Here is a 24,173-nt window from a genome sequence, read left to right as displayed (position 1 = left end):
TCCCTGTTCGTCACGCTTATTCGGCAGGAGCCAGGATCGGACGGTCGGCGACCGGGTCGTATGCGGCATCGCGCATCGGCGCTTCCCGGCGCAGCTTGCCCAGGATGGTCGCCCAGACGTTGACCACCATGACCACCGCGCCGGCAAGGTAGAGCAGGCCGCCGAAGGCGCGCATGATGAACATCGGATGCAGGGCGGCGACGGTGTCGGCGAACGAGTTCACGAGGTAGCCGTCGGGCCCGTATTCACGCCACATCAGGCCCTGGGTGATCCCCGCCACCCACATGCTGGCGGCGTAGAAGACGATGCCGATGGTCGCGAGCCAGAAGTGCCAGTTCACCATGCGCAGGCTGTAGAGCCGCTCGCGTCCCCACAGGCGCGGCGCGAGGTAGTAGACGCAGGCGAAGGTGATCATGCCGTTCCAGCCCAGCGCGCCCGAGTGAACGTGGCCGATGGTCCAGTCGGTGTAGTGCGAGAGCGAATTGACGCTCTTCACGCTCATCATCGGGCCTTCGAACGTGCTCATGCCATAGAAGGCGAGCGCCATGACCATCATGCGGATGATCGGGTCGGTGCGCACCTTGTCCCAGGCGCCGTTGAGCGTCATCAGGCCGTTGATCATGCCGCCCCAGCTCGGCATCCACAGCATGACCGAGAAGACCATGCCCAGCGTCTGCGCCCAGTCGGGCAGCGCGGTATAGTGCAAGTGGTGCGGCCCCGCCCAGATGTAGAGAAAGATCAGCGACCAGAAGTGGATGATCGAGAGCCGGTACGAATAGACCGGGCGCTCGGCCTGCTTGGGCACGAAGTAGTACATCATCGCCAGGAAGCCGGCGGTCAGGAAGAAGCCGACCGCGTTGTGGCCGTACCACCACTGCACCAGCGCGCCCTGCACCCCGGCGAAGAGCGGGTAGCTCTTCGAGCCGAGCAGGCTGACCGGCATGTCGAGGTTGTTGACGACATGCAGCATGGCCACGGTGATGATGAAGGCAAGGTAGAACCAGTTGGCAACGTAGATGTGCGGTTCGCTGCGCTTGATGATCGTGCCGACGAAGACCGCGAGATAGGCGACCCAGACGATCGTCAGCCACCAGTCGACGTACCATTCCGGCTCGGCGTATTCCTTGCTCTCGGTGATCCCGAGCAGGTACCCGGTCGCGGCCAGCACGATGAACAGCTGGTAGCCCCAGAACACGAAGCGGGCGAGGCCGGGAAAGGCAAGCCGCGCCCGGCAGGTGCGCTGCACGACGTAGAAGCTCGTCGCGATCAGGGCATTGCCGCCGAACGCGAAGATCACCGCCGAGGTATGCAGCGGCCGCAGGCGTCCGAAATTGAGGAAAGGCTCGAAGTTGAGGACCGGCCAGGTGAGCTGCAGGGCGATGAACAGCCCCGCGGTAAAGCCCGCCATGCCCCAGAACACCGTGGCGATTACACCCCAGCGGATCGGGTCGTCGTCGTACCGGCCCTCGTCCGCCGGCATCCTGAGGATACCGCGCGAGACGGCGGCATAATCCGTGTTGCGCAAGCTGAACCAGAGGCAGACGAAGGCCGCGAGCGCGACGATCGCCATGTGAATTGCAAACCCTGCGTCGGCTGCCATCGCAGCAGTCATGACGGCAAGGAATAGCACGACAAGCCAAACGCCTGCCCGCGCAAGGACCGTTACCATATACCTTCTCTTTCGAGATTGTTGCTGAACCTGTCTGCCCCCTTGGAGGCTGGGAATCGATCCGGCATTGACCGGAATCAAAATCGGGACAGCATGGCAAAAATAACGGAAATCCAAGGAAATTTGCGCGGAATCAAATCAAGCTGGCGCAGGATCGAGGAAAGGCTGTCCCTGCAGCCGCTGGCAACAGGGGGACCGCAAGGGGCGGTCCCGGCGGCGACGAAAGACAGGCAATATGCGCAAACTGACGATGATGGCCGCACTGGCCGCAGCCACTGTTTTTGCGGCTCCGGCCATGGCAGGCAGCCCTGAAGGTCACTTTCAGGTCAAAGTGCTCGGCACCGCCGTCCTGCCGGATGGCAAGATCGACAGCGTCAAGTCCGTCGACACCACCACGACGCTGGGCGGCGCCGTCGCCGCGCTCGCAAATCCGCAGACGAAGGCGAACGACAACGTCGTGCCCACGCTCGCGCTCGAGTACTTCTTCAACAGGACGTTCTCGGTCGAGACGATCTGCTGCTTTACCCAGCACCACGTCAACGGCGCCGGCGACCTGGCCGGCACGGAACTGGTCGACCATGTGCTGATCCTTCCCGCGACGCTGACCGCAAAGGCGCACCTCGACACCGGCGGCCCGATCAAGCCTTACGTGGGCGCGGGCCCGGCCCTGTTCCTCGTGTTCGACGAGAAGCCGGGCGCGACCGCCGCGGCGCTGGGGATCGACAAGGTCAAGATGTCGAACAAGCTCGGCGTTGCCGCGCAGGCCGGCGTCGACATCGCGCTGGGCGACCAGGGTTTCGGTCTCTCGCTCGACGCCAAGAAGTACTGGATGCGCCCGACCGCCTCTTTCTACGAAGGCGACACGCTGGCGCTCAAGACCCGGCACAAGCTCGATCCCTGGGTGCTGAGTGCGGGCGTATCCTACCGCTTCTGACCCGGTCTTATTCCACGACGACACGAAGGGGAGCCGTTCGCGGCTCCCCTTTTTCGTCAGAGCTGCCGGAAGTTGATCGTTGCGTTGAGAATGAAGACGATCGTCCCGGCGCAAAGCGAAGCGATGACCCGGGCGATCAGGTACGGCACGCCCAGTCCATCCGCGAGAAGCGCGAACAGGGCCAGGATGATGGCCAGCCCGAACAGCGAATTGCCGAGGAAATAGACGTAGCCGCTGGCAATGCCGCGCAGGCTGCCGCGAAAGATCCACGCCCGTGCCAGCAGGTAATGCAGCGCGTTGGCGAGGACGAAGCCGACTGCCACGGCCACCAGCTTGTTCCAGCCCCATCGTTCGATCATCAATGAGATGAGAAGGAGATCGAATAGGAACGAGGCCGTCGAAGCCACAGCATTCTTTATGTAGAGAAGAGAGCTGCGACGACTGATCAGGCGTTCGCGCAAGCCGGGATGACCGGTTTCATCGTTCAACCGACCGGACTTTCGGCCTGATCCGTGGAGAAAGGAACGCATGTCCTTTGAACACCACGCCGTGGACCTTGTTGCAAGCCGCTTGCCGGTCATAAAGATTTTCGCCCGATTGAACAATTCTTCCCGACATGCGCTTATTGCGATCATGACCGGAGAATTCTCGTTACCGACCCGCTCACCGCTTGTGGGCGTAGCCAACCGCATACTGACCGGCCTCGATGCCTGCTCCATCATGCCGCAAGTGCAGCTCGACGTACAGGAACTCTGTTCGGTCGCCCGCGAGCAGACCGGGCTCGACGATTTCGGCGATCCCTGGTTCCTTGAGCCGCTGGAAGTCCTCGTCGAAGCGCTGAAGGCGGAAGCCGCGCTCAACCCGATCGGCCATATCGCGGCGACGGGGCAGTTCCTCAAGGTCATGCGCGAGCGCCTGTGGGCGCAGCAATGGTTCAAGCGGGAACGCGAAATCCTCGCTGAACCGCTGGTCCCTCCAGTGATCGTCGTCGGTCCGATGCGATCGGGCACGACGCGCCTCCACCGCCTGCTCGCGGCCGATGACCGCTTCGAACACTTGCGCTTCTTCGAGACGGTTTGCCCGGTTCCCCGGCCGGACTATCGCCCCGGCCGCAAGGACAGGCGCCCCAGGCAGGCGGGCCGCCTGCTCAAGACGGTGCACCATCTCAATCCGCGTACCGCCGTCATCCACCCCACCGGCCCTTACGAGCCGGAAGAGGAACTGGGCCTGCTGGTCGCCTCTGCGTGGGGCATGAAGCACGAAGCGCAGTGGCGCGTGCCCAGCTATGGCCGCTGGGCCGAAGGCGAGGACGCAACCCCGGCCTACCAGCACGTTGCCCGGCTGCTGCGGCTGGTGCGCTGGGCACGGGGAAGCCGGTCACGCAAGCCCTGGGTACTCAAGACGCCGCAGCACATGCTCGATCTTCCCGCACTCATGCGCGTTTTCCCCGAGGCGCGGCTGATCTTCATCCATCGCGATCCCGAGCGGGTCGTGGGAAGCAGTTGCTCGCTGGTGTGGAACCAGATGACCATTCACAGCGACGAAGCCGATCCGCAATGGATCGGCCGGCATTGGCTCGAGAAGACCGGTCTGCAGATCGACCGGATGCAGGCTGCGCGCAATCGCATCCACCCGAGCCAGCGCATCGACGTGCATTACCGCGAAATGGACACCGACTGGGAAGGCGTCATGGAACGGGTCTACCGCTTCCTGGGCATGGAAATCGCCCCGGCCCTGCCACGCATGCGCCGCTATGTCCGCAAGGCGCGCAGCCAGCATCGCTGGCAGCACCATCGCTATGACCTGTCAGCTTTCGGGCTTGAGCGCAGCGCGGTTCGCGCCCGCTTCGAACACTATGTCGATGCCTTCGATCTCGCCCCCCCGCTAGAGCGAAGGCATTACGCAAGCGTGCAGGAGAGGCTGCGCGAAGCCATCGCCTGAACCGGGAGCGACGTCAGCCGGCTTCGGCGACGAGCGCGTCGAAATCGAGAATCGTCACATCGCGGCGTGAAGGCAGGTCGATCACGCCTTCATTCTTGAGCCGGGTGAACTGGCGGCTGACCGTCTCGATCGTGAGGCCCAGGACATCGGCGATCTGCTGGCGCGAGAACGGCAGCGTGAGATGGCGTTCGTTGGGCTTGTCGAAATCGATGCGACATCCGGATCCCTGGAGGCGCTCCACCATCTCGATCAGGAAGCTGGCCATCTTCTCCGAGGCCGACTTGCGGCCAAGCAGCAGCATCCAGCGCCGCGTACGGTCCAGCTCACCCAGCGTACGCTCGAGCAGCTTGTGCTCAAGCTGCGGGTGTTCGCGCGCAAAGGCATCGAAATCCCGGCGCGAGAAGACGCAGACCTTCGCATCGGTCAGGGCTGTGACACCGTGCCCGGAAGTTCCGCCGAAGGGCCGGCCGATGAAGTCGGAGGGATAGACGACGCCCACGATCTGCTCGCGCCCATCCTCGGTATTGGTCGAAAGCTTGAGCACACCTTCGATGACATTGGCAACGAGGACCGAATCCTCGCCTTCCCAGATCAGCGATTCACCGGGCGTGATCGTGCGGGTACGGCCGATCGCATTGAGAGCTTCAAGCTCCTTCGCGTCGAGCGATGCGCAAATCGCCCGGTTGCGAACCACGCAAAGATCACAATTGGCCATAAGATTTATTACCAGCGCCGTGCCATTGTCTCAAGTCGCCGCATTTACCGTAATTCTTTGCATACTCAAAGCCTCAAGCCCCTTACCCGACCAATGTCGCAGGTCGGACCGGCCACGACTGGCTGAATTGCACACTCAGTCACGGCAAAGATCGAGAACCCTTCGGCCAGTGTCTTCGCGAAGAGGCTCCCTCGCCAGTGCCTGTTCGCATTTACGGGCAAACCAGATGACATGCTGGTGCCCTTTCCCATCGGGTTCGGACGTGACCGTAACGACCGAGACCTCGAAACCAACTTCCTCGAGCAGCGCCGTGAAAGCCGGATCGGGCCATGCCGACCAGATGGCGGCGATCCCCCCGGGGGTCAGGGCCTGCATGGTCCTTTCCAGGCCCGACTTCGAATAGAGCAGGTCGTTCTGCCGGCGGGTAAGCCCCTCGGGCCCGTTGTCGACATCGAGCAGGATCGCATCGTAGCCCTCGCGCGCCGCGTCGATCAGCATGGCGAGGTCTTCCTTGACCAACATCACCCGGGGATCGTTGAGACAGCCCGCGGTGACATGCCGCATCGGGCCGAGCGCCCATTCTATGATCTCCGGCACGATTTCCGCCACGACAACGCTTGCGTCCTCGCCAAGGGCGCTCAAGGCAGCCCGCAGCGTATAGCCCATGCCATAACCGCCCACGAGCATGTGCACCGCACTGCGATCGCCAAGCCGGGCGCAGGTCATCGTCGCCAGGGCCTCTTCCGAATGGCTGGCCTCGGTGCTCATCAGTTCATTGTCTTCAAGCAGGATGGTGAAGCCGTCGCCGTGTTGCACGAGCCTCAGTTCGACACCTTCGGGCACATGGGCCGTGCCGACCAGCACATCGTCTTCTGTCATGAACGCTCCTCGGGGAGGTTGCTTCGCACACGGCTCCGGGCCGGTCGATCGCATGTCTGGGGGGAAATCGTGGGAGCGCCGAGGCTCAAAGCGCAAGTCCGGTGCCGGCGACCACCAGCAATCGTCTGATGCCGGTGACCACCGGCAATCGTCTGATGCCGGTGACCACCGGCAATGCAGATTGAATTTTCGGAAAATCTGGTGAGAACCGCATGAGGCGCGCTCCTGCTGTAAGCGGGAGCGCGCGAAGTCTCTCAGCCGGGACGTGCCTACGAAGTAAAGGCCCCGATTGCGTTTCGATGAGCGCCTTTGCCTCGCCGCGCAAGAGGCTTGTGCCCGGCAGGTCGAATGATTGTGGATGGCCGGCCTTTCGCGCAGCGACACATATGTTGATCTTGAACCAGTTCCGCGAGTGAGGTTCCGGCGTGAGCCGGAGCGCCTGCCTCAGAACAGCACGTTAAACTCAAAGCCCAGGTTCGTCAGGTCGCGCTGGCCAATTTTCTTGTATCCGTCGCTGGACAGGAGGCGGGCAGCCACGGCCCGCATCGATATCTCGCGGGTCAGCTGGTACTGCACCGACACGGTCGGCAAGGTGCCGATGAACCGTTCGCGCGTCTTTGTGTTGTTCACGAAGGTCTGGTAGCCGATCGCGTGGCCATCGTGGATGGAATAGCGCCAGAAATTCCTGACACCCGCCTGCAGCACAAGGTCCTTGGACGGCTTCACCCTGAGAGCGCCGCCGAAGCTGTAGAGGTTGGTCAGCCCCAACAGGTTGCCGAAATTGTTATGCCGCTGACGACCGTACATATGGTTGTACGTATGGATGACGGCCCCGTTTCGATCGCCGCCCGAAAGCACATCGGCGTGGAGAATCAGCGCTGGCTTCAGGCCCCCGGTCGACAGGTTGATACGCGTTGCCGAAATCAGCGACCATGCGCGGATCGGCTTGTCGGCGATTTGCCCGGTCTGCCGGTTCAGGGTGAAGTCCAGCTGTGCCGGTCCGACGATGCCCCAGAGCCTGGTGCCGAAGTTGTTGCGTTCTTCCACCGACCGCTGGCCCAGCAGCGGACTGTCTTCATCACGGTAGCGGAAGTAGAAGGCATCAAGGTTGAGTGCCACCCGCTTGCCCCTGGGCAACGCATAGGCTGCGTAACCACCCCAGATGCTCTCCGTATCGCTCGTGCTGTCGTTGAAGGCGCCGTGCGTGAAAGTCGACGGCCTGACGGCGATGGCATCGAAGCGGAACTTGTCCCGTTCGTAGTAGGCGCGCACACCATCGTAGCTCCGCTGGATGTTCTGCGCGATCTGCAACGATATGACCGAGCCTGACCCCAGCTGCATCTTCTGGCGCCCCAGCACCGCGCCAACGCGCCCGCCCGCCATCTTGTCCTGCATTTCCACGAAGGCTTGCGATATTTCCGGACCGTTGTCTTGCCGGTCGATGGCCGGTGTGACGTAGTTCTTGCCGGTCACCTGGCCGTAGACCAGTTCACCTACGAAACGGACGCTGTCGTTGATGTGCAGTTCGGCACCCCATTGGTGACGGAACTGGATGTTGAGTTGTCGCGGCTGACGACTTGTACCGAGAGAGGAGCGATCCTGCCGGATCATTCGCATCCGTTCTTCGCCATGAATGGACAAGTAGGCGCCGCCATCGCCGAGAGGGATGTGGCTGAGCGGGCCCAGTGGAAAATCGGACCCGGCGCTTTGCTTGATCGCTTTGAGGGGGCGGTTCTGCCAGATGCGCAAATGCTCGCCCTGCCGCGGCCCCTTGTGAAGGTTGGCAGGAAGATTGGGCGTGATCCGCGGCTGGCCCCGCGCCGCGCCGTCACGTGTGTCCGCTTCCGGTGCCGCATCCTGCAAACGCGGCGGATCATCGGGAACCGGTGTGATCGCCGCTTCGCGACCGTGTGCGGGATCGAAGGACAGGCCGTACAAAGTGAGACCGGCAAGGCTGGCCCGGCTGCGCAAGATGGAACGATTCTTGCGCTTCGGAAACGAAGACATCTTGAAGATATGATCCTGGGGGGAGTGGGGGGAGAGAAGTTCGACGGCGGCGGATGCACATCCGCCGCCGTCAACCACCTTCACGCGGGAGGAGAGATCGCGTGAACGTGGCCCATTTCAACTGGGCTAGGCCCTGATGGTCACTCGGCGTCGCTTTGCAGCGAAGGCACCGACACGCGAAACGCTTCCAGTTCGTTGCAGGCCGCTTCCACAGCCAGAAGCCGCGGGAAGTCCATTCTGGCGCCGAACCTGCGGGCATTGCCCAACTGCGGTATCAGGCAGATGTCGGCCAGCGTGACCGTATCACCGAAGCAATAGGTGCCTTCGTTCCGGGCGATCAGCTTCGAAAATGCCTCAAGCCCGCCTTCGATGACGTCTCTGGCCCAGCCCGTCACGACATCTTCACTGTGGCCAAGGTCGCGCAGCTTCTGCAGGACCTTGAGGTTCTGCAGAGGATGAACGTCGCAGGCGATCGCCTGTGCGGCAGCACGGATCTTGGCACGCTGCATCGCGTCGCCCGGCAGCAAGGCCGGTTCGGGATGCACTTCGTCGAGATACTCGCACATCGCCAGGCTTTGCGTCAGCGTTGCGCCATCGATTTCCAGGGCGGGAACCAGCCCTTGCGGGTTCAGCGCAAGGAAATCCGACCCGCGCTGCCTGCCTTCGCGAAGATGGTAGGTCCGCCCTTCCCACGCGACGCCCTTGAGCGCCAGCGCGATGCGGACCCGCCACGCCGAAGACGAGCGCCAGAAGCCGTGAAGTACCGTATTCTCAGGCATCGAGGGGCGGTCCGACCTTGATGACGGTGTCGCTGAGGCCCTCGATCGAGATCACGATTTCGTCACCCGGAAGCACGGCTCCCACGCCTGCAGGCGTACCGGTGTAGATCAGGTCGCCCGGTTCCAGACGATAGGCCTTGGAAATATAGGCGATCAGCGCCGGTACCGAATGGATGAGGTCCGCCAGATCGGCGTCTTGCTTGACTTCACCGTTGACGGTCAGGCTGATCCTGCCCTTGGTCAGTTCACCCGTTTCGGAGATCGGATGCAGCAGGCCCAGCGGTGACGACTGCTCCACGTTCTTGCCGGCATCCCAGGGGCGGCCCTTGCTCCGTGCTTCCAGCTGGAGATCGCGGCGCGTCATGTCGAGGCCGGTAGCATAGCCATAGATGTGATCGAGGGCCTGCGCTTCGTCGATATTGCGGCCACCCTTGCCGATCGCGACGACGAGTTCGGCTTCATAATGGAAGTTCTGCGTCATCGGCGGGTATGCCATCGTCGAACCGGTCGGGATCACCGTCTCGGCCCACTTGGTGAAATAGAACGGAGCCTCGCGGTCCACCTCGACGCCCATTTCCTTGGCATGGTCGGCGTAGTTGCGACCGATGCAGAAAACGCGGCGGACGGGGAAGTCATTGCCATCGCTGGTTTTGGCAAGGACGGGCGCGAGCGTTTCGAAAAGCTGGGTCAATGGTTTACCTCACGATAGAGTTCGAGCTTCATCTGCGAAGCCTTGTCGGAATAGCCGAACAGGATCAGTTCCGATGACGCCCGGAACTGATGACGGATCCAGGATGGGACTACGACCACATCGCGCGGCTGCAGCGCGATCACGTCGTCGCCCAAAAGCAGCTCGCCCTCGCCTTCGCACACAACGAAGACGGTGCCGTCGGTCGCCTGCCGCGCACGGGATTCAAAGCCGGCGGGGAGCAGCCGGACGTGGGCCGAGATGGTCGACAGGACCGGGCCGCCGTCGGCTGGATTCAGGAATTCCAGCGCATGGCCCAGATGGGGATCGATGTCCGCGCTTGCCGCCATGGCGCCCAGCGCTTCGCGCCATTCGGCATAGCGGTAATGGAACAGGGGCCGACCGCCCGGCCTGCGATCCGCCGAACTGCCACGCATCGGCCGCATGTTGTGACCATAGCGGGCCGACGTGTCGCCGGGACGAACCGTCTCGGGATGTGCCGCACTGCCCAGGCGTTCGGCGTAGCTTGCATCGAACAGGCGCACGGTCGGAATATCGAGGCCATCCAGCCAGATCATCGGCGTATCGGTCTGGTTTCCATGATCGTGCCACTGCCCCGCCGGCGTCAGTACGAGGTCGAACTGCTCCATGATCGCCTTCTCGCCGTCCACCGCGGTGAAAGCGCCGCTGCCTTCCATCACGAAGCGCAGCGCGTTCTGCGCGTGGCGGTGGCATGGCGCCACTTCGCCCGGCAGAATCAGCTGCAAGCCGGCATAAAGGCTGGGCGTAATGGCCGCCTGCCCCGCGATCCCCGGGTTCTCCATGATGAGCACGCGGCGTTCGGCCTGTTCGGCGCTGATGATGTCGCCCGCGCGCATCAGATAGTTGCGCGTATCGTCATAGCTCCAGCGCCATGGCCTTGCCGGGGACTTCGGCTCCGGCAACACCAGTGCGTGCAGGCTTTCCCAAAGCGGCTGCAGTCCTTGCGGCGCCATCGCGGCGTAAAGAGCTTCCAGCTGCGAACGCTGGTCGTTCGCGCCTTCGGCCTGCCGGCTGGCGGCTTTTTCCTCGCCATTTACCATTGCAATTGCTCCGTACCACAAAAGGCATCGACCGGGCTTACCCCGATGAACGGCTCTTCGCCCGTCAAGCGCTTGGCTGTCTCGCGTTGCACCGCCTCGATCGAGCTGTAGGCGTTGACACATGTCCGAATGTGCGGGGCGTCGTAGAGATAGTAGGGATGACCGAAGGACAGAAGCGCGGTGGGCACTTCCCGCGAGAACTGGGTCATTGCCTTGCGATTGCCGCCGTGCAGCTTCACGAAATCCAGATAGATGTGCGCCACACTCGGTGTCGCTTCCTGCCCGGCCAGATACAGGATGAGATCGGTATCCTCTCGAGTCGGCATGGCATCGGCATCGTAGGAGCGCACCTCGAACCCGCGGGCTGTCAGTTCTTCCACAAGAGGCGCATAGCCGCGATCGAGCGACCCGTCCCAGAAGCTGAAGCCTTCCTCGGCGATGATCACCACGCGGCGATGGGTGACAGGGTCGAGCGGCAGGAGGTTCTGCACGTCCTTCACCAAGGTCACGCCCTGCCCCGCAGCGGCGCGCGCCACTTCGCGGCTTGCCGGGGTCTGCAGCTGTTCGCGCATGGCATCGAGCGGAAGCATCCGCTCATCCGGAGCGCGCAGGTGCAGGCCCAGCCGCGCCTTCAGCGTCAGGATCCGCGTCACCGCCTCGTACAGGCGCGCTTCGGAAAGCAGACCCTTGCGCAGACCATCCAGCATGAAGCCGAAGTCACGCTGGGGCGCCCGGCTGAACAGGAACATGTCGCAGCCGTTTTCGATCACGGTCGGAACGGTTTCCGACCGCTCCATCCAGCTCGTGAGGCCGCCCATGCCCGTCGCGTCGGAAATGATCAGGCCGCGAAAGCCCAGTTCGCCGCGCAGCAGGTCCTGATTGAGTATCCGCGACACTGTCGCGGGCTGGAAGGCCTCATGTCCGGCATCGGGCATCCGGCTGCGGATATAGGCTGGGAACGCAATATGCGCGGACATGACCGTCATCGCGCCTTCGCGGATCAGCGCACCATAGATGCGCCCGTAAAGCGCATGCCACTCCTCCACCGACAGCGGATTGACGCTGGTGACCAAATGCTGGTCGCGATCATCGAAGCCGTCGCCTGGCCAGTGCTTCAGGCACGCGGCGATGCCTTCTTCCTGCAGTACGCGTGCATAGACGCTGGCCTGCTGCAGCACCTTGAGCGGATCGGAGCCGAACGAGCGCGTGCCCACGATGGCACTGCGGAACACGGCGTTGATGTCGACCACCGGGCCGAACGACCAGTCGTAGCCCAGGGCGCGGCTTTCCCGGGCAACGACGCGCGCGACCGCTTCCGTCGTGCCAAGATCGTTGCAGGCGGCCAGCCCCATGATATTGGGAACGGCCGTGGCGAAGGGATAGCTGATCGTGCCTCCTTCGATGTCGCCGGTGAAGATCGGCGGCACCGATGCAGCTTCGATCGTGCGCACGCTGGCGTCGCGAAAGGCGGCAAGATCGCGGGTGGGGAAGCGGTTTATCCCGCCCGGCTTCAACGCCAGCAGCGGGTCAAGCTCCTCGCGACTGTCCTGCGACGTGGAGAAGACGAACAGCTGGCCTACCAGCTCCTCGGCGCTCATCGAATCGCGCGTCCGCTCGACCCAGCGGCGGGCGGCGGCATCGATCGCCAACGGATCGGCTGCTTCCACGGTCATTTCAGCCATGCACGGCGTCCCGCGAATTTTCGGCAGGTCCGCCCGTGAACGGCGCGAATCGCGTCTTGGCGTCGCCGAGGCGGCCGCGCATGTCGACCAAACTATTCAACTTCATGCATCCATCTTGTTAACATCTTGAGAAGTCGACGCTTTTACGCCACCCCTTGAATCGGCCGGATTCCAACCGCTGTTTATATTTACCGCTAAAATCAGAAACGGAGGACGTCGTCAAACCTTTTCGGCGGCGCGAAGCCATATTCCGCCGACGGCTGAGAATACGTATCATTGCAAAGCGACAAACAATGCCTTGACCTGCCGCTCACTTTTGGCACAAGGGCTTTTAGCGCTACAATATGCGAACCCTATGGGAGGACGAATGCCGGAAGTTGAAAAGGATCGCAGCTGGCCCTCGCCGCGGCGAGCCTGGTTTGCCGCAGGCATGCTTGCGGCTGCCAACACGCTGGCGTTCGTCGACCGGCAGGCTCTTGCTCTGCTGGTTGAGCCGATCAAGCAGGATCTGCAGGTCAGCGACACGGCCATGAGCCTGCTTTATGGCCTCAGCTTCACGATGTTCTACGTCCTGGTCGGACTGCCTGTCGCGCGACTGGCGGACAAGGCGAATCGCCGCAACATCGTGGCTGCAGCCGTCCTCATCTGGAGCGTCGCGACCGCTCTATGCGGCGTCGCCCGTTCCTTCGTCACGCTTTTCATCGCCCGAATCGGTGTGGGCGCCGGAGAAGGCGGCCTCAGCCCGGCCGCCTATTCCCTTCTGGCCGATTACTTCCCCAAAGAGCGCCTGCCCGCCGCCATGGCCGTCTACCAGATGGGCATCTATATCGGCGGCGCAATGGCGTTGCTGCTGGGTGGTCTGCTGGCCTCGGTCGTGCCGCCGAGCAGCGTCTTGGTCCTGCCCCTGCTCGGCGCGGTAAAGGGCTGGCACCTGATCTTCCTGGCGTTGGGCGCGCCGGGGATCGTCCTGGCCCTGTGCATGTTCCTGGTGCGCGAGCCCGTGCGCATGAGTGCCCCCGGTACGGGCGCCGCGGACGACAATACCAACACCAGCCCCTCCCTCTCAGAACTGATGGCGCACATGCGCCGTCACTGGCAGGCGTATTTCGGCATCAGCGCAGGTTTTGCCCTCATGATCCTCGTGGGCAACGCAACGGGTGCCTGGATCCCCGCCTTTCTGGAGCGCAAGTTCGGCCTGACAACCGCCCAGATCGGCGCGCAGTATGGCCTGATCACCGCGCTGTGCGGCGTAGGTGGCACTCTTGCGGGCGGCTTCATCGCCGCCGCCTTGCGCCGCCGGGGCTATGAACGCGCCAACTTGTTCACGGCGATGTTCGGCTTCACGGCTCTGATTCCTGTCACCATCAGCTTCCCGCAGGCTTCCACGGCCACGCTGTCGCTGGCCCTGATCGGGGTGATGAACTTCCTGGCGGGCTTCAACTTCGGCGGTGGCCTTGCGGCCTTGCAGGAAATCACGCCCAACCGCATGCGCGCTTCGGTTTCGGCGGGCTACATGCTGATGGTCAACCTGATCGGCGCCGCGGGCGGTCCTCTCGCGATCGCCGCCGTTACCGACTTCTGGTACAACGATCCGGCCCAGCTTCCCAACGCCATCACGATCGTCTGCGCCATCGCGTCGCCTCTATCGGTTCTCGCCTTGCTGCTGGGGCTGCGCGGATACACCGGTATCCTGAAAAGCACCGGCTGAGCCGAACGGCCACCACGATTGCAATTACAAGAAGCACAAGGGACAGGTCGATGAAAGCACAGCAAGGGTCGCGACTGAAAGGGATGCTCCGACTGGCCACCGGCCTGTCTGCATGCCTGGCAATCGGCGCGATTGCCGTGCCTTCGACTGCCCGTGATGCTCCGCCTTTGCGCGCACGTGCCAGCGCGCCCAACATCGTCCTTATCGTGCTGGACGACGTGGGCTTTTCCGACCTCGGCGCTTTCGGCTCGGAGATCCGCACGCCCAACATCGATGCGCTGGCGCGCGCGGGACTGCGGTACAATCATTTCGATTCCAAGGCGGTGTGCACGGCCACGCGCGCGGCATTGCTGACAGGGCGCAACCCGCAAACGGTCAGGCTGCCGGACCTTCCCGCCCGCGTCGTCGATCCGGCGGACATGACGCGCGACCGGGGAGAACTGGCGCCTAACGCCAGCACCATCGCGCAAGTCCTGCACGATGCCGGCTACGGCACGCACGTCTACGGCAAGTGGCATCTGGCTCCCGAAAGCGAGGACGGATCGCCCGGCCACAACGCCTCCTGGCCCTTGCAGCGCGGCTTCGACGACTTCTATGGCTTCATATCGGGCTGGACGGACCAGTATCATCCCGATCTGGTCGAAGATAACCATGCGTTGGCGAAGCCGGATCGGCCGGGCTACCACTTGTCCGTCGATATCACCGATCACGCGATCAAGGCTCTTGCAGGCGGAGCAACCAAGCCGCAGTTCGTCTATCTGGCCTATGGTGCCGGACATGCCCCGATCCAGGTGCCCAAGCGCTACATCGATGCCTATGCCGGAATCTATGAAAAGGGCTGGGACGCATTGCGGCCTGCCCGCCTCGCCCGGCAGAAGCGTTCCGGCATCATGCCCGCGAATGCACAGCTCACCGAGCGGGCGACCGGAGATCGCGCCTGGGCCGACCTGACGCCTACCGAAAAGACCGTCTTCGCCCGCTTCATGGCGACCTATGCGGGGTTCATCACGCATACCGACGAACAGATCGGTCGTCTCGTCCAGCACCTCAAGGACACAGGCCAGTTCGACAATACGCTGATCGTCCTGGTGTCCGACAACGGTGCGGCTTCGGAGGCTGGCCAGAAGGGCTCGTTCGAGCGGATGTACCGCCCCAACACGCTGACGCCCGAGCAGATGCTTGCGCGCCTCGACGAACTTGGAACCGACAAGACGCAAAGCGAATACCAGCGCCCCTGGGCATTCCTGGGCGACACGCCGTTCAAGCGCTACAAGATCTGGCCGCAGCTGGGCGGAGTGCGCACGCCGATGATCGTGAGCTGGCCAAAGCGCGTGAAGGCCAGCGGCAAGGTTCGCACGCAGTATGTCGACGCGATCGACATTGCCCCCACGCTGGCGGCGGCGGCAGGTGCCAGCTTCCCCGAGGAGGTCGATGGCAAGTCCGAGATCCCGGTTGCCGGCGCGTCGTTCCTGCCCAGCGTGACGAACCCGGCTGCGCCGTCCGCGCGCACCGTGCAATACTTCGAACTGCGCGGTAACCGCGCGATCACGCAGGGCAAGTGGCGCGCCCTTGCCATCCACCCGCGCGACGCCGATTTCGCCAAGGACGTGTGGCAGCTCTACGATACCGCGGCCGATCCTTCGGAAAATCACGATCTGGCCGCGGAAATGCCCGCCAAACTGGAAGAATTGAAGGCTCTGTGGTGGCAGGAAGCGCGCAAGTATTCCGATCCGCCGCTGGCAGAAGCCCCCAAGCTCTATCGATACCGCGAACTATACGACGGCAGCGGCGACCGCACGGTCCACGCTCCGGCGCAGGAGAAGTAATCTTGCAACGTTTCACCAAGTTTTGCGCCGCCATCGCGGCCACCAGCGTTCTGGCCGGCCTTCCCCAAGGCGCATTGGCAGCGCGGCAGAAGGCCGAGGCGGCGCAGGCGCCCCGCCCCGTGAACGCCGGCGTTCCTGCGCGCACGTCCGGGCCCCCGAACGTCATCCTGATCCTCGCGGACGACCTGGGCGTGGAAGGCATCAATGCCTACGGCGGAGAATATTACACGCCCAACGTGGATCGCCTGGCAGCACAGGGCACGCTGTTCCAGAACGCCCATGCCACGCCGTTGTGCTCGCCATCGCGCACCCGGCTCATGACGGGTCAGGAAAACTGGCGCAACTACGAAGCGTTCGGGTATCTCGCACCCGGCCAGCGCACCTTCGGCAACGTCATGAAGGATGCCGGCTACGTCACCGGCATGTTCGGCAAGTGGCAGCTTATGGGCAACGGTTTCGACGGTCGCGTCGGCATCACGCCCGAAGCTGCGGGCTTTGACGAAAGCTACCTGTGGCAGCTTCAGGCCCTGACCGCCAAGGGATCGCGCTACTGGGGGCCGACCCGCGCGTACAATGGCAAACCCAAGATCAACGAGGAAGGCTTCGGACCCGATCTCGACAGCGACATGGCGCTCGATTTCATCTCGCGTCACAAGGACAAGCCCTTCTTCCTCTATTATTCGATGGTGCTGGTCCACAATCCCTTCGTCCAGACGCCCGATTCCATGACGGCCAAGGGCAACAAGGATCGTTTCAGCGGCATGGTCACCTACATGGACCGCAAGGTGGGCGACCTGATGCAGCGCCTGAAGGACGAAGGGCTCGACAAGAACACCGTCGTGATTTTCACCGGCGACAACGGCACGAACCGCCAGATCACTTCGACGCGTGACGGATATGCGATCCAGGGCGGAAAGGGCCGGCCCACCATCAACGGCACCCATGTCCCCTTCATTGCCTGGGGCCCCGGCGTCGGGCAGCACAAGGTGTCTGACGCTCTGGTGGACTTTGCCGACATGCTGCCCACCTTTGCCGATATCGCCGGCAAGCCGCAGCTTGCGGGCAAGGTCGACGGGGTCAGCCAGTGGCCGGTGATGGAAGGCAAGGCATCGTCGGTCCGTCAGAACATCTTCATGCACTATGCCCCCCAGTGGGTGCACAAGCCTGTCCGCTTTGCCTTCGATGCCACCTGGAAGCTCTACGGCGATGGCCGCTTCGTTTCCATGAACCCCGTGTCCGGCGTGGAAACGGAAGTGCCCTCAGCGCAGCGCAAGGGTGAAGCCGCCAGGCATTATGCAGCCCTTCGCAAGGTGCTGGACGAAACCAAGGACGGGCCACTCAACCCGGAACGCTTCCCGTGGTGCGAGGGATACCCTTCCGTCGATCCGGCCCAACCCTCGACCGTGGCCGGATGCGGCCGCACTCCATCGGGAGACGAATGATGACATTTCGCAACGCAATCGCCGCCAGCCTGCTCGCGGGCGCCTGCGCGATCGGCATGACCGGCGTTGTGCCGGTGCAAGCGGCTGCGCGCCGCGTGCCCGCAAGCGTCCCCGCCAAAGTCGATCTCACGCGGCCCAATGTGGTCGTGGTGCTGGTCGACGATCTCGATTGGGCAGATGTCTCCACATATGGCCGGACCGACGTGCCCACTCCCAACATCGATCGCATCGCGAAAACCGGCGTCGCCTTCTCGAGCGGCTATGTCGCCGCGTCGGTCTGTGCGGTCAGCCGCGCCGGCCTGATGACCGGGCGCATGCCGCAGCGGTTCGGGTTCACCTACAACATCAACGACATGGGCGATGTCGGCGCCGGTTTGCCGGTGGGCCAGAAGACCATCGCCGATCGCCTGCAGCCGCTGGGCTATCGCACCGCGGCTTTCGGCAAATGGCACCTCGGCGCCGACCGGCAGTTCTATCCCACCAACCGCGGCTTTGACGAATTCTTCGGATTCCTTGCCGGCGAAACCAACTACGTCGACCCCAAGACGCCGGGTATCGTCACCACGCCGACCAAAGTCGACAAGTACGAGATCGGCCCGCGCGAAGGCAATCACGCCATGGTCGAAGGCCCCGATGCACGCCCGGCGGACGACTTCTCGAAGTACCTGACGAACCAGATCACCGATCGTGCAGTCGATTTCATCAATCGCTCGGCCGATGCCAAGCAGCCCTTCTTCTCCTACGTCGCCTACAACGCGCCGCACTGGCCGCTGCAGGTGCCCCAGGCCTATTACGATCGCTTCGCGAACGTGAAGGACCCGGTCCGACGCACATACATCGCCATGATCGCGGCGATGGACGATGGCGTTGGCCAGATCCTCGACACGCTGGAAGAGCGCGGCTTGCGCGAGAACACGATCGTCGTCTTCCTGTCCGACAACGGCTGCCCCGAACGCTTCGGCTTCTGCAATACCAACCATCCCTGGGGTTCAGGCAAGTTCACCTATCTGGAAGGCGGGACGCGCGTGCCGTTCATGATGTCCTGGCCCGCTGCTCTCAAGCCGCATGCCACCGTCGATGCACCGGTTTCGTCGCTGGATATTGCCGCCACGGTGATGAAGGCGGTCAACCCCAGGAAACCGCTTCCGGCAGAACTGGAAGGCCGGGATCTCTTGACGACGGTGCGCAAGCCTGATGCCGACCGCCTCCTGGTGTGGGGTCAGGAACCTGTCTATGCGGCGCGCCAGGGTTCGAAGAAGCTGTGGGTGTCGCGCGATTGGCAGCAGTCGCACCTGTACGACCTGGAGAGCGATCCGGCCGAATCGCAGGATCTGACGGCCAAGGACACCGCCAACGCCAAGCGCCTGTCGGGCGAAATCGACCGGTTCCGCACCAGCCTGCCCGATCCGCTGTGGGAGCTGCACCTCACTCGCAAGGTAAAGATCAACGGTCGCGAGACCGAGATGGTTTATTGAGAAGGCTGTCATCGATGAAGAACAAGCTCGCTATTACCGCACGTGCGCTTCTGGGCGCCGCCTGCTTCGCAGCCGTTGCGCTGCCAGCCCTGCCAGCCGCCGCCAAGACTCCCGAAGCCGCCCCCGCTCCAGCGGCGCAGCACCCGCGCAACATTATCTTCGTGCTGGTGGACGACTTGCGTTATGATGGCATGGGTTTCCTCCAGCCCGGCTTGCTCAAGACGCCCAACATCGATCGCATGGCAAAGGAAGGCACGTACTTTCCCAATGCCGTCGTCACGTCGTCGCTGTGCAGCCCCAGCCGCGCCACGATCCTGACCGGGCAAACCGCCCGCAACCATGGCGTGGTCGACAACAACGACAGTTCCGAAGAAGGCCTGACGTTTTTTCCCAAGTACCTGCAGCAGGTAGGCTACGACACGGCTTTCTTCGGCAAGTGGCACATGGGCGCCAGCACCGATGCGCCGCGTCCCGGCTTCGACAAGTGGGTCAGCTTCATGGGCCAGGGCAATTACTGGCCTGCAAAGCAAGCGGGCCCGCATTCCTCGCCCAATCTCAACGTGGATGGCAAGGAAGTCCCGCAAAAGGGCTACATCACCGATGAGCTCACCGATTATGCGATGAACTGGCTGACGAAGGAGCGTGATCCGAAAAAGCCCTTCTTCCTCTATCTCAGCCACAAGGGCGTCCATTCGGACCCGCTGCCGCCGCCGCGCTATGCCCACCAGTACGACGACGCGAAGTTCACCCTGCCCGCCAGCGCGGCCGACACGCCGGAAAACAACGCCGGCAAGCCGGTGTGGGTGCAGAACCAGCGCAACACCTGGCACGGCATCGATTTCTTCTACAACGCCGACGTGCCGATGACTGAGTACCTCAAGTACTATTACGGCACGCTGTCCGCGATCGATGACAGCCTGGGCCGCATCATGACGTACCTGCGCAAGAACCACCTGGAAAAGGATACGCTGGTCGTCTTTACGTCGGACAACGGCTTCATGACCGGCGAGCATGGCCTGATCGACAAGCGCAACGCTTACGAAGCCTCTATCCGCGTGCCGCTCGTCGTCTGGGAACCGGGCACGGTGCCCGCCAACGCAGTCAACACCGGCCGCATCCGCAATCTCGATTTCGCGCCAACCTTCCTCGATGTCGCAGGCGCCCAGCGTCCGCCGCAGTTCGAGGGCAGCAGCGCGTGGCCCTTGTGGAAAGGCAAGATCGAGGCGGCCGACTGGAAGCCGGGCGATTTCACGTACGAATACTATTGGGAATACAACTTCCCGATGACCCCCGGCACCTTCGCTATCGAGCGCGACCGGATAAAGTACATCCAGTATTACGGCGTCTATGACATCGACGAGCTATACGACCTGAGGAACGATCCGGAGGAGATGCACAATCTTGCCGAAGATCCCAGATGGGCGGCGAAGAAGCAGGAACTGCGCATCGCGCTTTACGAGCAGCTCGCCAACAGCGAAGGGAAGCACTCGATCCCCTACAGCGCGCGCCTTTCCACCGGCGCGGTGCGGCGCAGCGTGAATGGCCCGCACGCGGCTGATTTCCCCAAGGAATGGTACATCAAGCCGAATCCGACGGACCGGCTCGATCCGATCCTCCCCGACACGCCCTACAAGCTGCAACAGCATGCCGCCGGCAAGCCGGTAATCTACACGCCTCCGCTTGCCCAAGAGCTGAAGCGCCAGGTCGACGGAGACGCGAAGTGATGGGACACGATCTGACACGCCGCAATCTCCTCGGAAGTGCCGCGGGCGCTGCCGCACTGGCGGCAGCGGGGCCGGTGCGCGCCGCAGCCACCGGACAGGCACGGCCCAACATTCTCTGGCTCGTGAGCGAGGACAACAACCCCTTCATCGGCGCCTACGGCGACAAGCTGGCGCACACTCCCACGATCGATGAGCTGGCCAGGAAGGGGCTCCTGTTCCGCAACACCTATTCCAACGCGCCGGTTTGTGCACCCTCGCGCTTCGGCATCCTCACCGGCGTCTATCCGGAAACCTGCGCGCCAGCCAACCACATGCGCGCCCAGGCGCAGCTGCCGCAGGAACTGCGCACGTATCCCGAACTGATGCGCGAAGCCGGCTACTTTTGCACCAACAGCGCCAAAACCGACTACAACTGCGATGTCGACCCGGAGAAGATCTGGGACGGTCAGGGCAACGAAGCGCACTGGCGGTCGCGCGAGGACAAGAGCCAGCCGTTCATGGCCGTCTTCAACTACCAGACGACGCATGAATCGCGCATTTTCAAGCCGACGACGGGCCGGGTCACGCCAGAAATGGTCTCGATCCCGCCATTCCTGCCCGATACGCCGGGCACGCGGCAGGACTTCGCCAGCTATTACAACCTGATGGAAAAGATGGACGGACAACTGGCCGAACGTCTTGCCGAACTGGAGGCCGATGGCCTGGCGGACGACACGATCGTCTTCTACTATTCGGATAACGGCGGCGTGCTGGGCCGATCCAAGCGCTATTGCTACGATGAGGGCCTGCGCTGTGCCATGGTCGTCTATGCCCCGCCCAAGTGGCAGCACCTGCTGCCCGGACGCCCCGGATCCGAGATCACCTCGCCCGTCAGCTTCATCGACCTGGCCCCCACCGTGCTGGCGCTGGCAGGGGCCAGGCAGCCCGCCTATATGCGCGGCAAACCGTTCCTGAGCGCCAGGGCGCAGCCGCAACGCTATGCCTTTGGCATGCGCAACCGCATGGACGAGCGGATCGACTTCCAGCGCACCGTCACCGATGGTCGCTGGCGCTATATCCGCAACTACATGCCGCATCGTCCCTGGGGCCAGCAGCAGGCGTTCGAATGGCTGGCCAAGGGCTATCAGGAATGGGAGCAGGCGCACATCGACGGCACGCTGAACCCGGTTCAGGACCGTTTTTTCCAGCCCAAGCCATTCGAAGAGCTCTATGATCTTGCGGCCGATCCCCATGAGATCAACGACCTTGCCGCCTCACCCGAGCATCGCGCCACGCTAGCGGAGCTGAGCGGGGCGCTCGATGTGCAGATGTTGGCGATCAACGACAACGGCTTCCTGCCCGAGACGATGCCCGGCGAAGGCTGGAGCGAAAGCCGCGACACCGCGCTCTATCCGCTCAAGGAAGTGATGGCGCTTGCCGCCACGGCCGCTCGCGGCAAAGCCAGCGGCCTGGGCGCCCTGCGCCGCGCGGCTCGGCACAGCGCCCCCGTCATGCGTTATTGGGCGGCGACGGGCCTTCTCATCCTCGCGGAAAAAGCCGCATCGGCCAAAGCCGACCTGCAGCGTCTCCTCGCCGACGATGAACCTCAGGTGCGCATAGTCGCGGCAGAAGCGCTGACCAAACTCGGCCATGCCGACGAGGGAGTGGAAGTGCTGGTCGCTCTCGCGGCCTCGGGCCCATGGCAAGTGCGCCTCTATGCCCTGAACGCCCTTACCTATATCGGACGCGCAGCGATGCCCGCGCTCGAAATAGCCAGGGCTACGCAAAATGACAGCAGCGAATATATCAAGAGTGCCGGAAAGTACTTAAAGCTGCGGCTGACCGACGCCTATACCCCGCAAACCACCATCTTCGATTACGAAGGCCTGATGCGGAAGATTCGCGCCGGAAACGGTCCCGGTTGAAGGCCGCTTTCCAAATGCGCGTTGGCGATTAAGGATGCGTGCAACGCCGGTACTTCGACATAAAGGCAAGGACTCCGTCGATATGGCGTATCGGTAGATGGTCCCTTTCCCATAGGCCCTGACCGCTTCTACCCAGAGGGGGCCCGGCTCGAAAAGTGCAGGTTGCCCCCTTCCGGATCGACGAAAATAGCCGCTGGATTCCCGACGCCTGCGATTCGTGGAGCGAGGCCGTTTCATCGGCCACTCTCCGCGCGCTGACGTCACGGAGATATCCACGGGCAGCCCAGAACCGAAGACCTCTCCGGATCGGCGACAGGCTACGATTGGGCGGGCGGGCTGTAGCGCACGAGGCAAAGATCAGCGCGGTGCCGACTACCTGGCGGCTTTGCCAATCTGCCCTGCCGGTCGGCCTTTCGACCGTGTCAACGATCTCGAGGCCTATCGAACCTTCGGGCGCACCCAGTCCAACGAGTATGCTGGCAATCTTCTCCCCTCTCCGGCGCTCCATGTCTTAGCGCTCTGTCAGGATTTCGCCATCTGATCTGGCCCCTATTTTGACCGGACACCCTCAGGCCTAAGATGGAGGCTTGGGGCTATGTCCTGAGCATATGCGGATGTCTGTGTATGAGATTATCAGCAATGGCGGTCGTCGGCGCCATTGGTCGGGGCTGCGGATTGTCTGTGAAGCCGAGTCGGCGCCGCAGTTTCATCGCGAGAATTTCGAGAGTACCAAGCACGATCTCGTTACATTCCGACGAGAGTTCCGCCAGCGCCGATGCTCGCCCGTCATTGCGAACGCCGCCGCATTCAACGGCCCGTCTCTGACAACGCCCTCGACCAGCAACCTGTGCCCAGACTGCGGATTGCCCCAGTCGATAGGCGCATAGCCTCGCCAGAATTGCTCCCAATGAGACGTAAGCGGTGTTTTCAGCCCACGGCTGTCCAGGGCATGAGTTCACCGACGGCATTGGCGGGATGACCCGCGGCCAATTTCGTGAGCGTATCACTCAGCCAGACGTGCCGGTTGATTCCAGAGATCTTGGAACTGCGCCTGACGGTCCAGCGGCAGGTGATCGGCCTACTTGGCCGCCAGAACCTGCGCGATCAGCGCTTCGGTGGGGATGCCACCTTCGACGATCCGTGCCGGTGCCGGGGCCTGCACGACCGCACTCTCGCACGAGCGGCAACCGTAGCGCGGACGGCGCGTGACAAGAACACGGAAGGTGGTGGGCATGACATCGAGCCGTTCAGCCACGTCTTCGCCGATCTGATGGTGGGCGCCGCCACAACTGGGGCAAGCCTTGCTCTCGACGTCGACGACCTGTTCAATCCGCTCCAGGTGAGCTGGCAGCGATCCCCGGTTGGTCTTGCGCGATCGCTCGGTCGGAGTCCGGCTTGCCTTGTCGCGAGCATGCTCGGCCTCGGCCAGCGCCATCTCGACTTCCTCCAGGGCAAATCGAAAAAGCCACGCTGTAGAGACACTTTCCGCCTCTATCGCTCAACGCCATGAAATCACAATCACCGCCTCATCGCCAACGGTAAATCAGGGTGTCCGATTGGCTCGAGGAACACGATCCGCGCTCTGATCGAGGCAGTGGTAGTTCATGGCGTTGACAGCCGCGGTGGCAAGCATGGCCGCGGGCTGCAAACGACAAAGCCCCCGGCGCGTGGGCGCTGGGGGCTTAAGTCGTACACCATTGGTTGCGGGGGTAGGATTT

Annotated in this window: 19 protein-coding genes and 1 pseudogene; 8 read left to right on the top strand and 12 right to left on the bottom strand. The window is 63.0% G+C overall.

Annotated features, from left to right (window positions below; genetic code table 11):
• Positions 1-16: 16 nt before the first annotated feature.
• Positions 17-1,669, bottom strand: a complete 1,653-nt coding sequence (gene ccoN / locus J3474_RS04135) for a cytochrome-c oxidase, cbb3-type subunit I (protein ID WP_207093186.1) — start codon at positions 1,667-1,669, stop codon at positions 17-19.
• 235 nt (positions 1,670-1,904) lie between these two features.
• Between ccoN and J3474_RS04130 the strand changes: the two genes are divergently transcribed.
• Positions 1,905-2,603: an OmpW family protein gene (locus tag J3474_RS04130; RefSeq protein WP_207093185.1), complete on the top strand. Its 699-nt coding sequence runs from the start codon at positions 1,905-1,907 to the stop codon at positions 2,601-2,603.
• A 56-nt stretch (positions 2,604-2,659) separates the two neighbouring features.
• On the opposite strand, the gene J3474_RS04125 is transcribed toward J3474_RS04130, so the two are convergent.
• Complete coding sequence (locus J3474_RS04125; RefSeq protein WP_207093184.1) at positions 2,660-3,133, bottom strand: GtrA family protein; 474 nt, start codon at positions 3,131-3,133, stop codon at positions 2,660-2,662.
• Between the two features lie 103 nt (positions 3,134-3,236).
• Between J3474_RS04125 and J3474_RS04120 the strand changes: the two genes are divergently transcribed.
• A complete protein-coding gene (locus J3474_RS04120) occupies positions 3,237-4,544 on the top strand; it encodes a sulfotransferase (protein WP_242528186.1) in 1,308 nt (435 codons plus the stop codon).
• Positions 4,545-4,557: 13 nt separating this feature from the next.
• Here the strand turns inward: J3474_RS04120 and J3474_RS04115 are convergent, their stop codons facing one another.
• From J3474_RS04115 to J3474_RS04085, 8 genes are all read right to left on the bottom strand, one after another.
• Positions 4,558-5,259 carry a Crp/Fnr family transcriptional regulator gene (locus J3474_RS04115; protein ID WP_013831602.1) on the bottom strand — a complete coding sequence of 234 codons (702 nt, stop codon included), beginning with the start codon at positions 5,257-5,259 and terminating at the stop codon, positions 4,558-4,560.
• A gap of 135 nt (positions 5,260-5,394) precedes the next feature.
• Positions 5,395-6,138 carry a spermidine synthase gene (locus J3474_RS04110; RefSeq protein ID WP_242528185.1) on the bottom strand — a complete coding sequence of 248 codons (744 nt, stop codon included), beginning with the start codon at positions 6,136-6,138 and terminating at the stop codon, positions 5,395-5,397.
• Positions 6,139-6,223: 85 nt separating this feature from the next.
• Entirely contained in the window at positions 6,224-6,352 is a 129-nt protein-coding gene (locus J3474_RS22865) for a hypothetical protein (protein ID WP_256437822.1), read from the bottom strand.
• A gap of 230 nt (positions 6,353-6,582) precedes the next feature.
• Positions 6,583-8,223 carry an alginate export family protein gene (locus J3474_RS04105; protein ID WP_207093182.1) on the bottom strand — a complete coding sequence of 547 codons (1,641 nt, stop codon included), beginning with the start codon at positions 8,221-8,223 and terminating at the stop codon, positions 6,583-6,585.
• 62 nt (positions 8,224-8,285) lie between these two features.
• Positions 8,286-8,924 carry a maleylacetoacetate isomerase gene (gene maiA / locus J3474_RS04100; protein ID WP_013831599.1) on the bottom strand — a complete coding sequence of 213 codons (639 nt, stop codon included), beginning with the start codon at positions 8,922-8,924 and terminating at the stop codon, positions 8,286-8,288.
• Positions 8,917-9,615, bottom strand: coding sequence for a fumarylacetoacetate hydrolase family protein (locus tag J3474_RS04095; protein WP_013831598.1), 699 nt, complete (start codon positions 9,613-9,615; stop codon positions 8,917-8,919). Before J3474_RS04095 ends, maiA begins: the two co-directional genes overlap by 8 nt.
• The gene (gene gtdA, locus J3474_RS04090; RefSeq protein ID WP_207093181.1) at positions 9,612-10,694 is read right to left on the bottom strand and encodes a gentisate 1,2-dioxygenase; all 1,083 of its coding nucleotides are present in this window, start codon (positions 10,692-10,694) and stop codon (positions 9,612-9,614) included. Before gtdA ends, J3474_RS04095 begins: the two co-directional genes overlap by 4 nt.
• Positions 10,688-12,376 (bottom strand): glycoside hydrolase family 3 protein, encoded by a 1,689-nt coding sequence (locus tag J3474_RS04085; protein WP_242528184.1) that lies wholly within the window; start codon positions 12,374-12,376, stop codon positions 10,688-10,690. Before J3474_RS04085 ends, gtdA begins: the two co-directional genes overlap by 7 nt.
• 367 nt (positions 12,377-12,743) lie before the next feature.
• Between J3474_RS04085 and J3474_RS04080 the strand changes: the two genes are divergently transcribed.
• The 6 genes from J3474_RS04080 to J3474_RS04055 are packed head-to-tail and all read left to right on the top strand — an operon-like array spanning position 12,744 to position 22,455.
• Positions 12,744-14,084 (top strand): MFS transporter, encoded by a 1,341-nt coding sequence (locus J3474_RS04080; protein WP_207093180.1) that lies wholly within the window; start codon positions 12,744-12,746, stop codon positions 14,082-14,084.
• 50 nt (positions 14,085-14,134) lie between these two features.
• A complete protein-coding gene (locus J3474_RS04075) occupies positions 14,135-15,910 on the top strand; it encodes an arylsulfatase (RefSeq protein WP_148274909.1) in 1,776 nt (591 codons plus the stop codon).
• Between the two features lie 2 nt (positions 15,911-15,912).
• Positions 15,913-17,352: a sulfatase-like hydrolase/transferase gene (locus J3474_RS04070; RefSeq protein WP_207093179.1), complete on the top strand. Its 1,440-nt coding sequence runs from the start codon at positions 15,913-15,915 to the stop codon at positions 17,350-17,352.
• Positions 17,352-18,827 (top strand): sulfatase, encoded by a 1,476-nt coding sequence (locus J3474_RS04065; RefSeq protein WP_242528183.1) that lies wholly within the window; start codon positions 17,352-17,354, stop codon positions 18,825-18,827. Before J3474_RS04070 ends, J3474_RS04065 begins: the two co-directional genes overlap by 1 nt.
• A 14-nt stretch (positions 18,828-18,841) precedes the next feature.
• Positions 18,842-20,551, top strand: coding sequence for a sulfatase (locus J3474_RS04060; RefSeq protein ID WP_013831591.1), 1,710 nt, complete (start codon positions 18,842-18,844; stop codon positions 20,549-20,551).
• Entirely contained in the window at positions 20,551-22,455 is a 1,905-nt protein-coding gene (locus J3474_RS04055; RefSeq protein WP_207093178.1) for a sulfatase-like hydrolase/transferase, read from the top strand. The genes J3474_RS04060 and J3474_RS04055 overlap by 1 nt, the downstream gene beginning before the upstream one ends.
• Before the next feature lie 927 nt (positions 22,456-23,382).
• Here the strand turns inward: J3474_RS04055 and J3474_RS22995 are convergent.
• Positions 23,383-23,493, bottom strand: a complete 111-nt coding sequence (locus J3474_RS22995; RefSeq protein ID WP_376706515.1) for a transposase domain-containing protein — start codon at positions 23,491-23,493, stop codon at positions 23,383-23,385.
• Between the two features lie 43 nt (positions 23,494-23,536).
• Positions 23,537-23,914, bottom strand: a pseudogene (locus J3474_RS04045) (IS66 family transposase zinc-finger binding domain-containing protein); the annotation flags it as partial.
• Positions 23,915-24,173: the final 259 nt, after the last annotated feature.

Source organism: Novosphingobium sp. PY1 (assembly GCF_017312445.1).
In the GTDB taxonomy this organism is placed as follows: Bacteria; Pseudomonadota; Alphaproteobacteria; order Sphingomonadales; family Sphingomonadaceae; genus Novosphingobium.
Note: the sequence above shows the minus strand (reverse complement) of the source record. Positions and strands in the feature narration are given on the sequence as shown.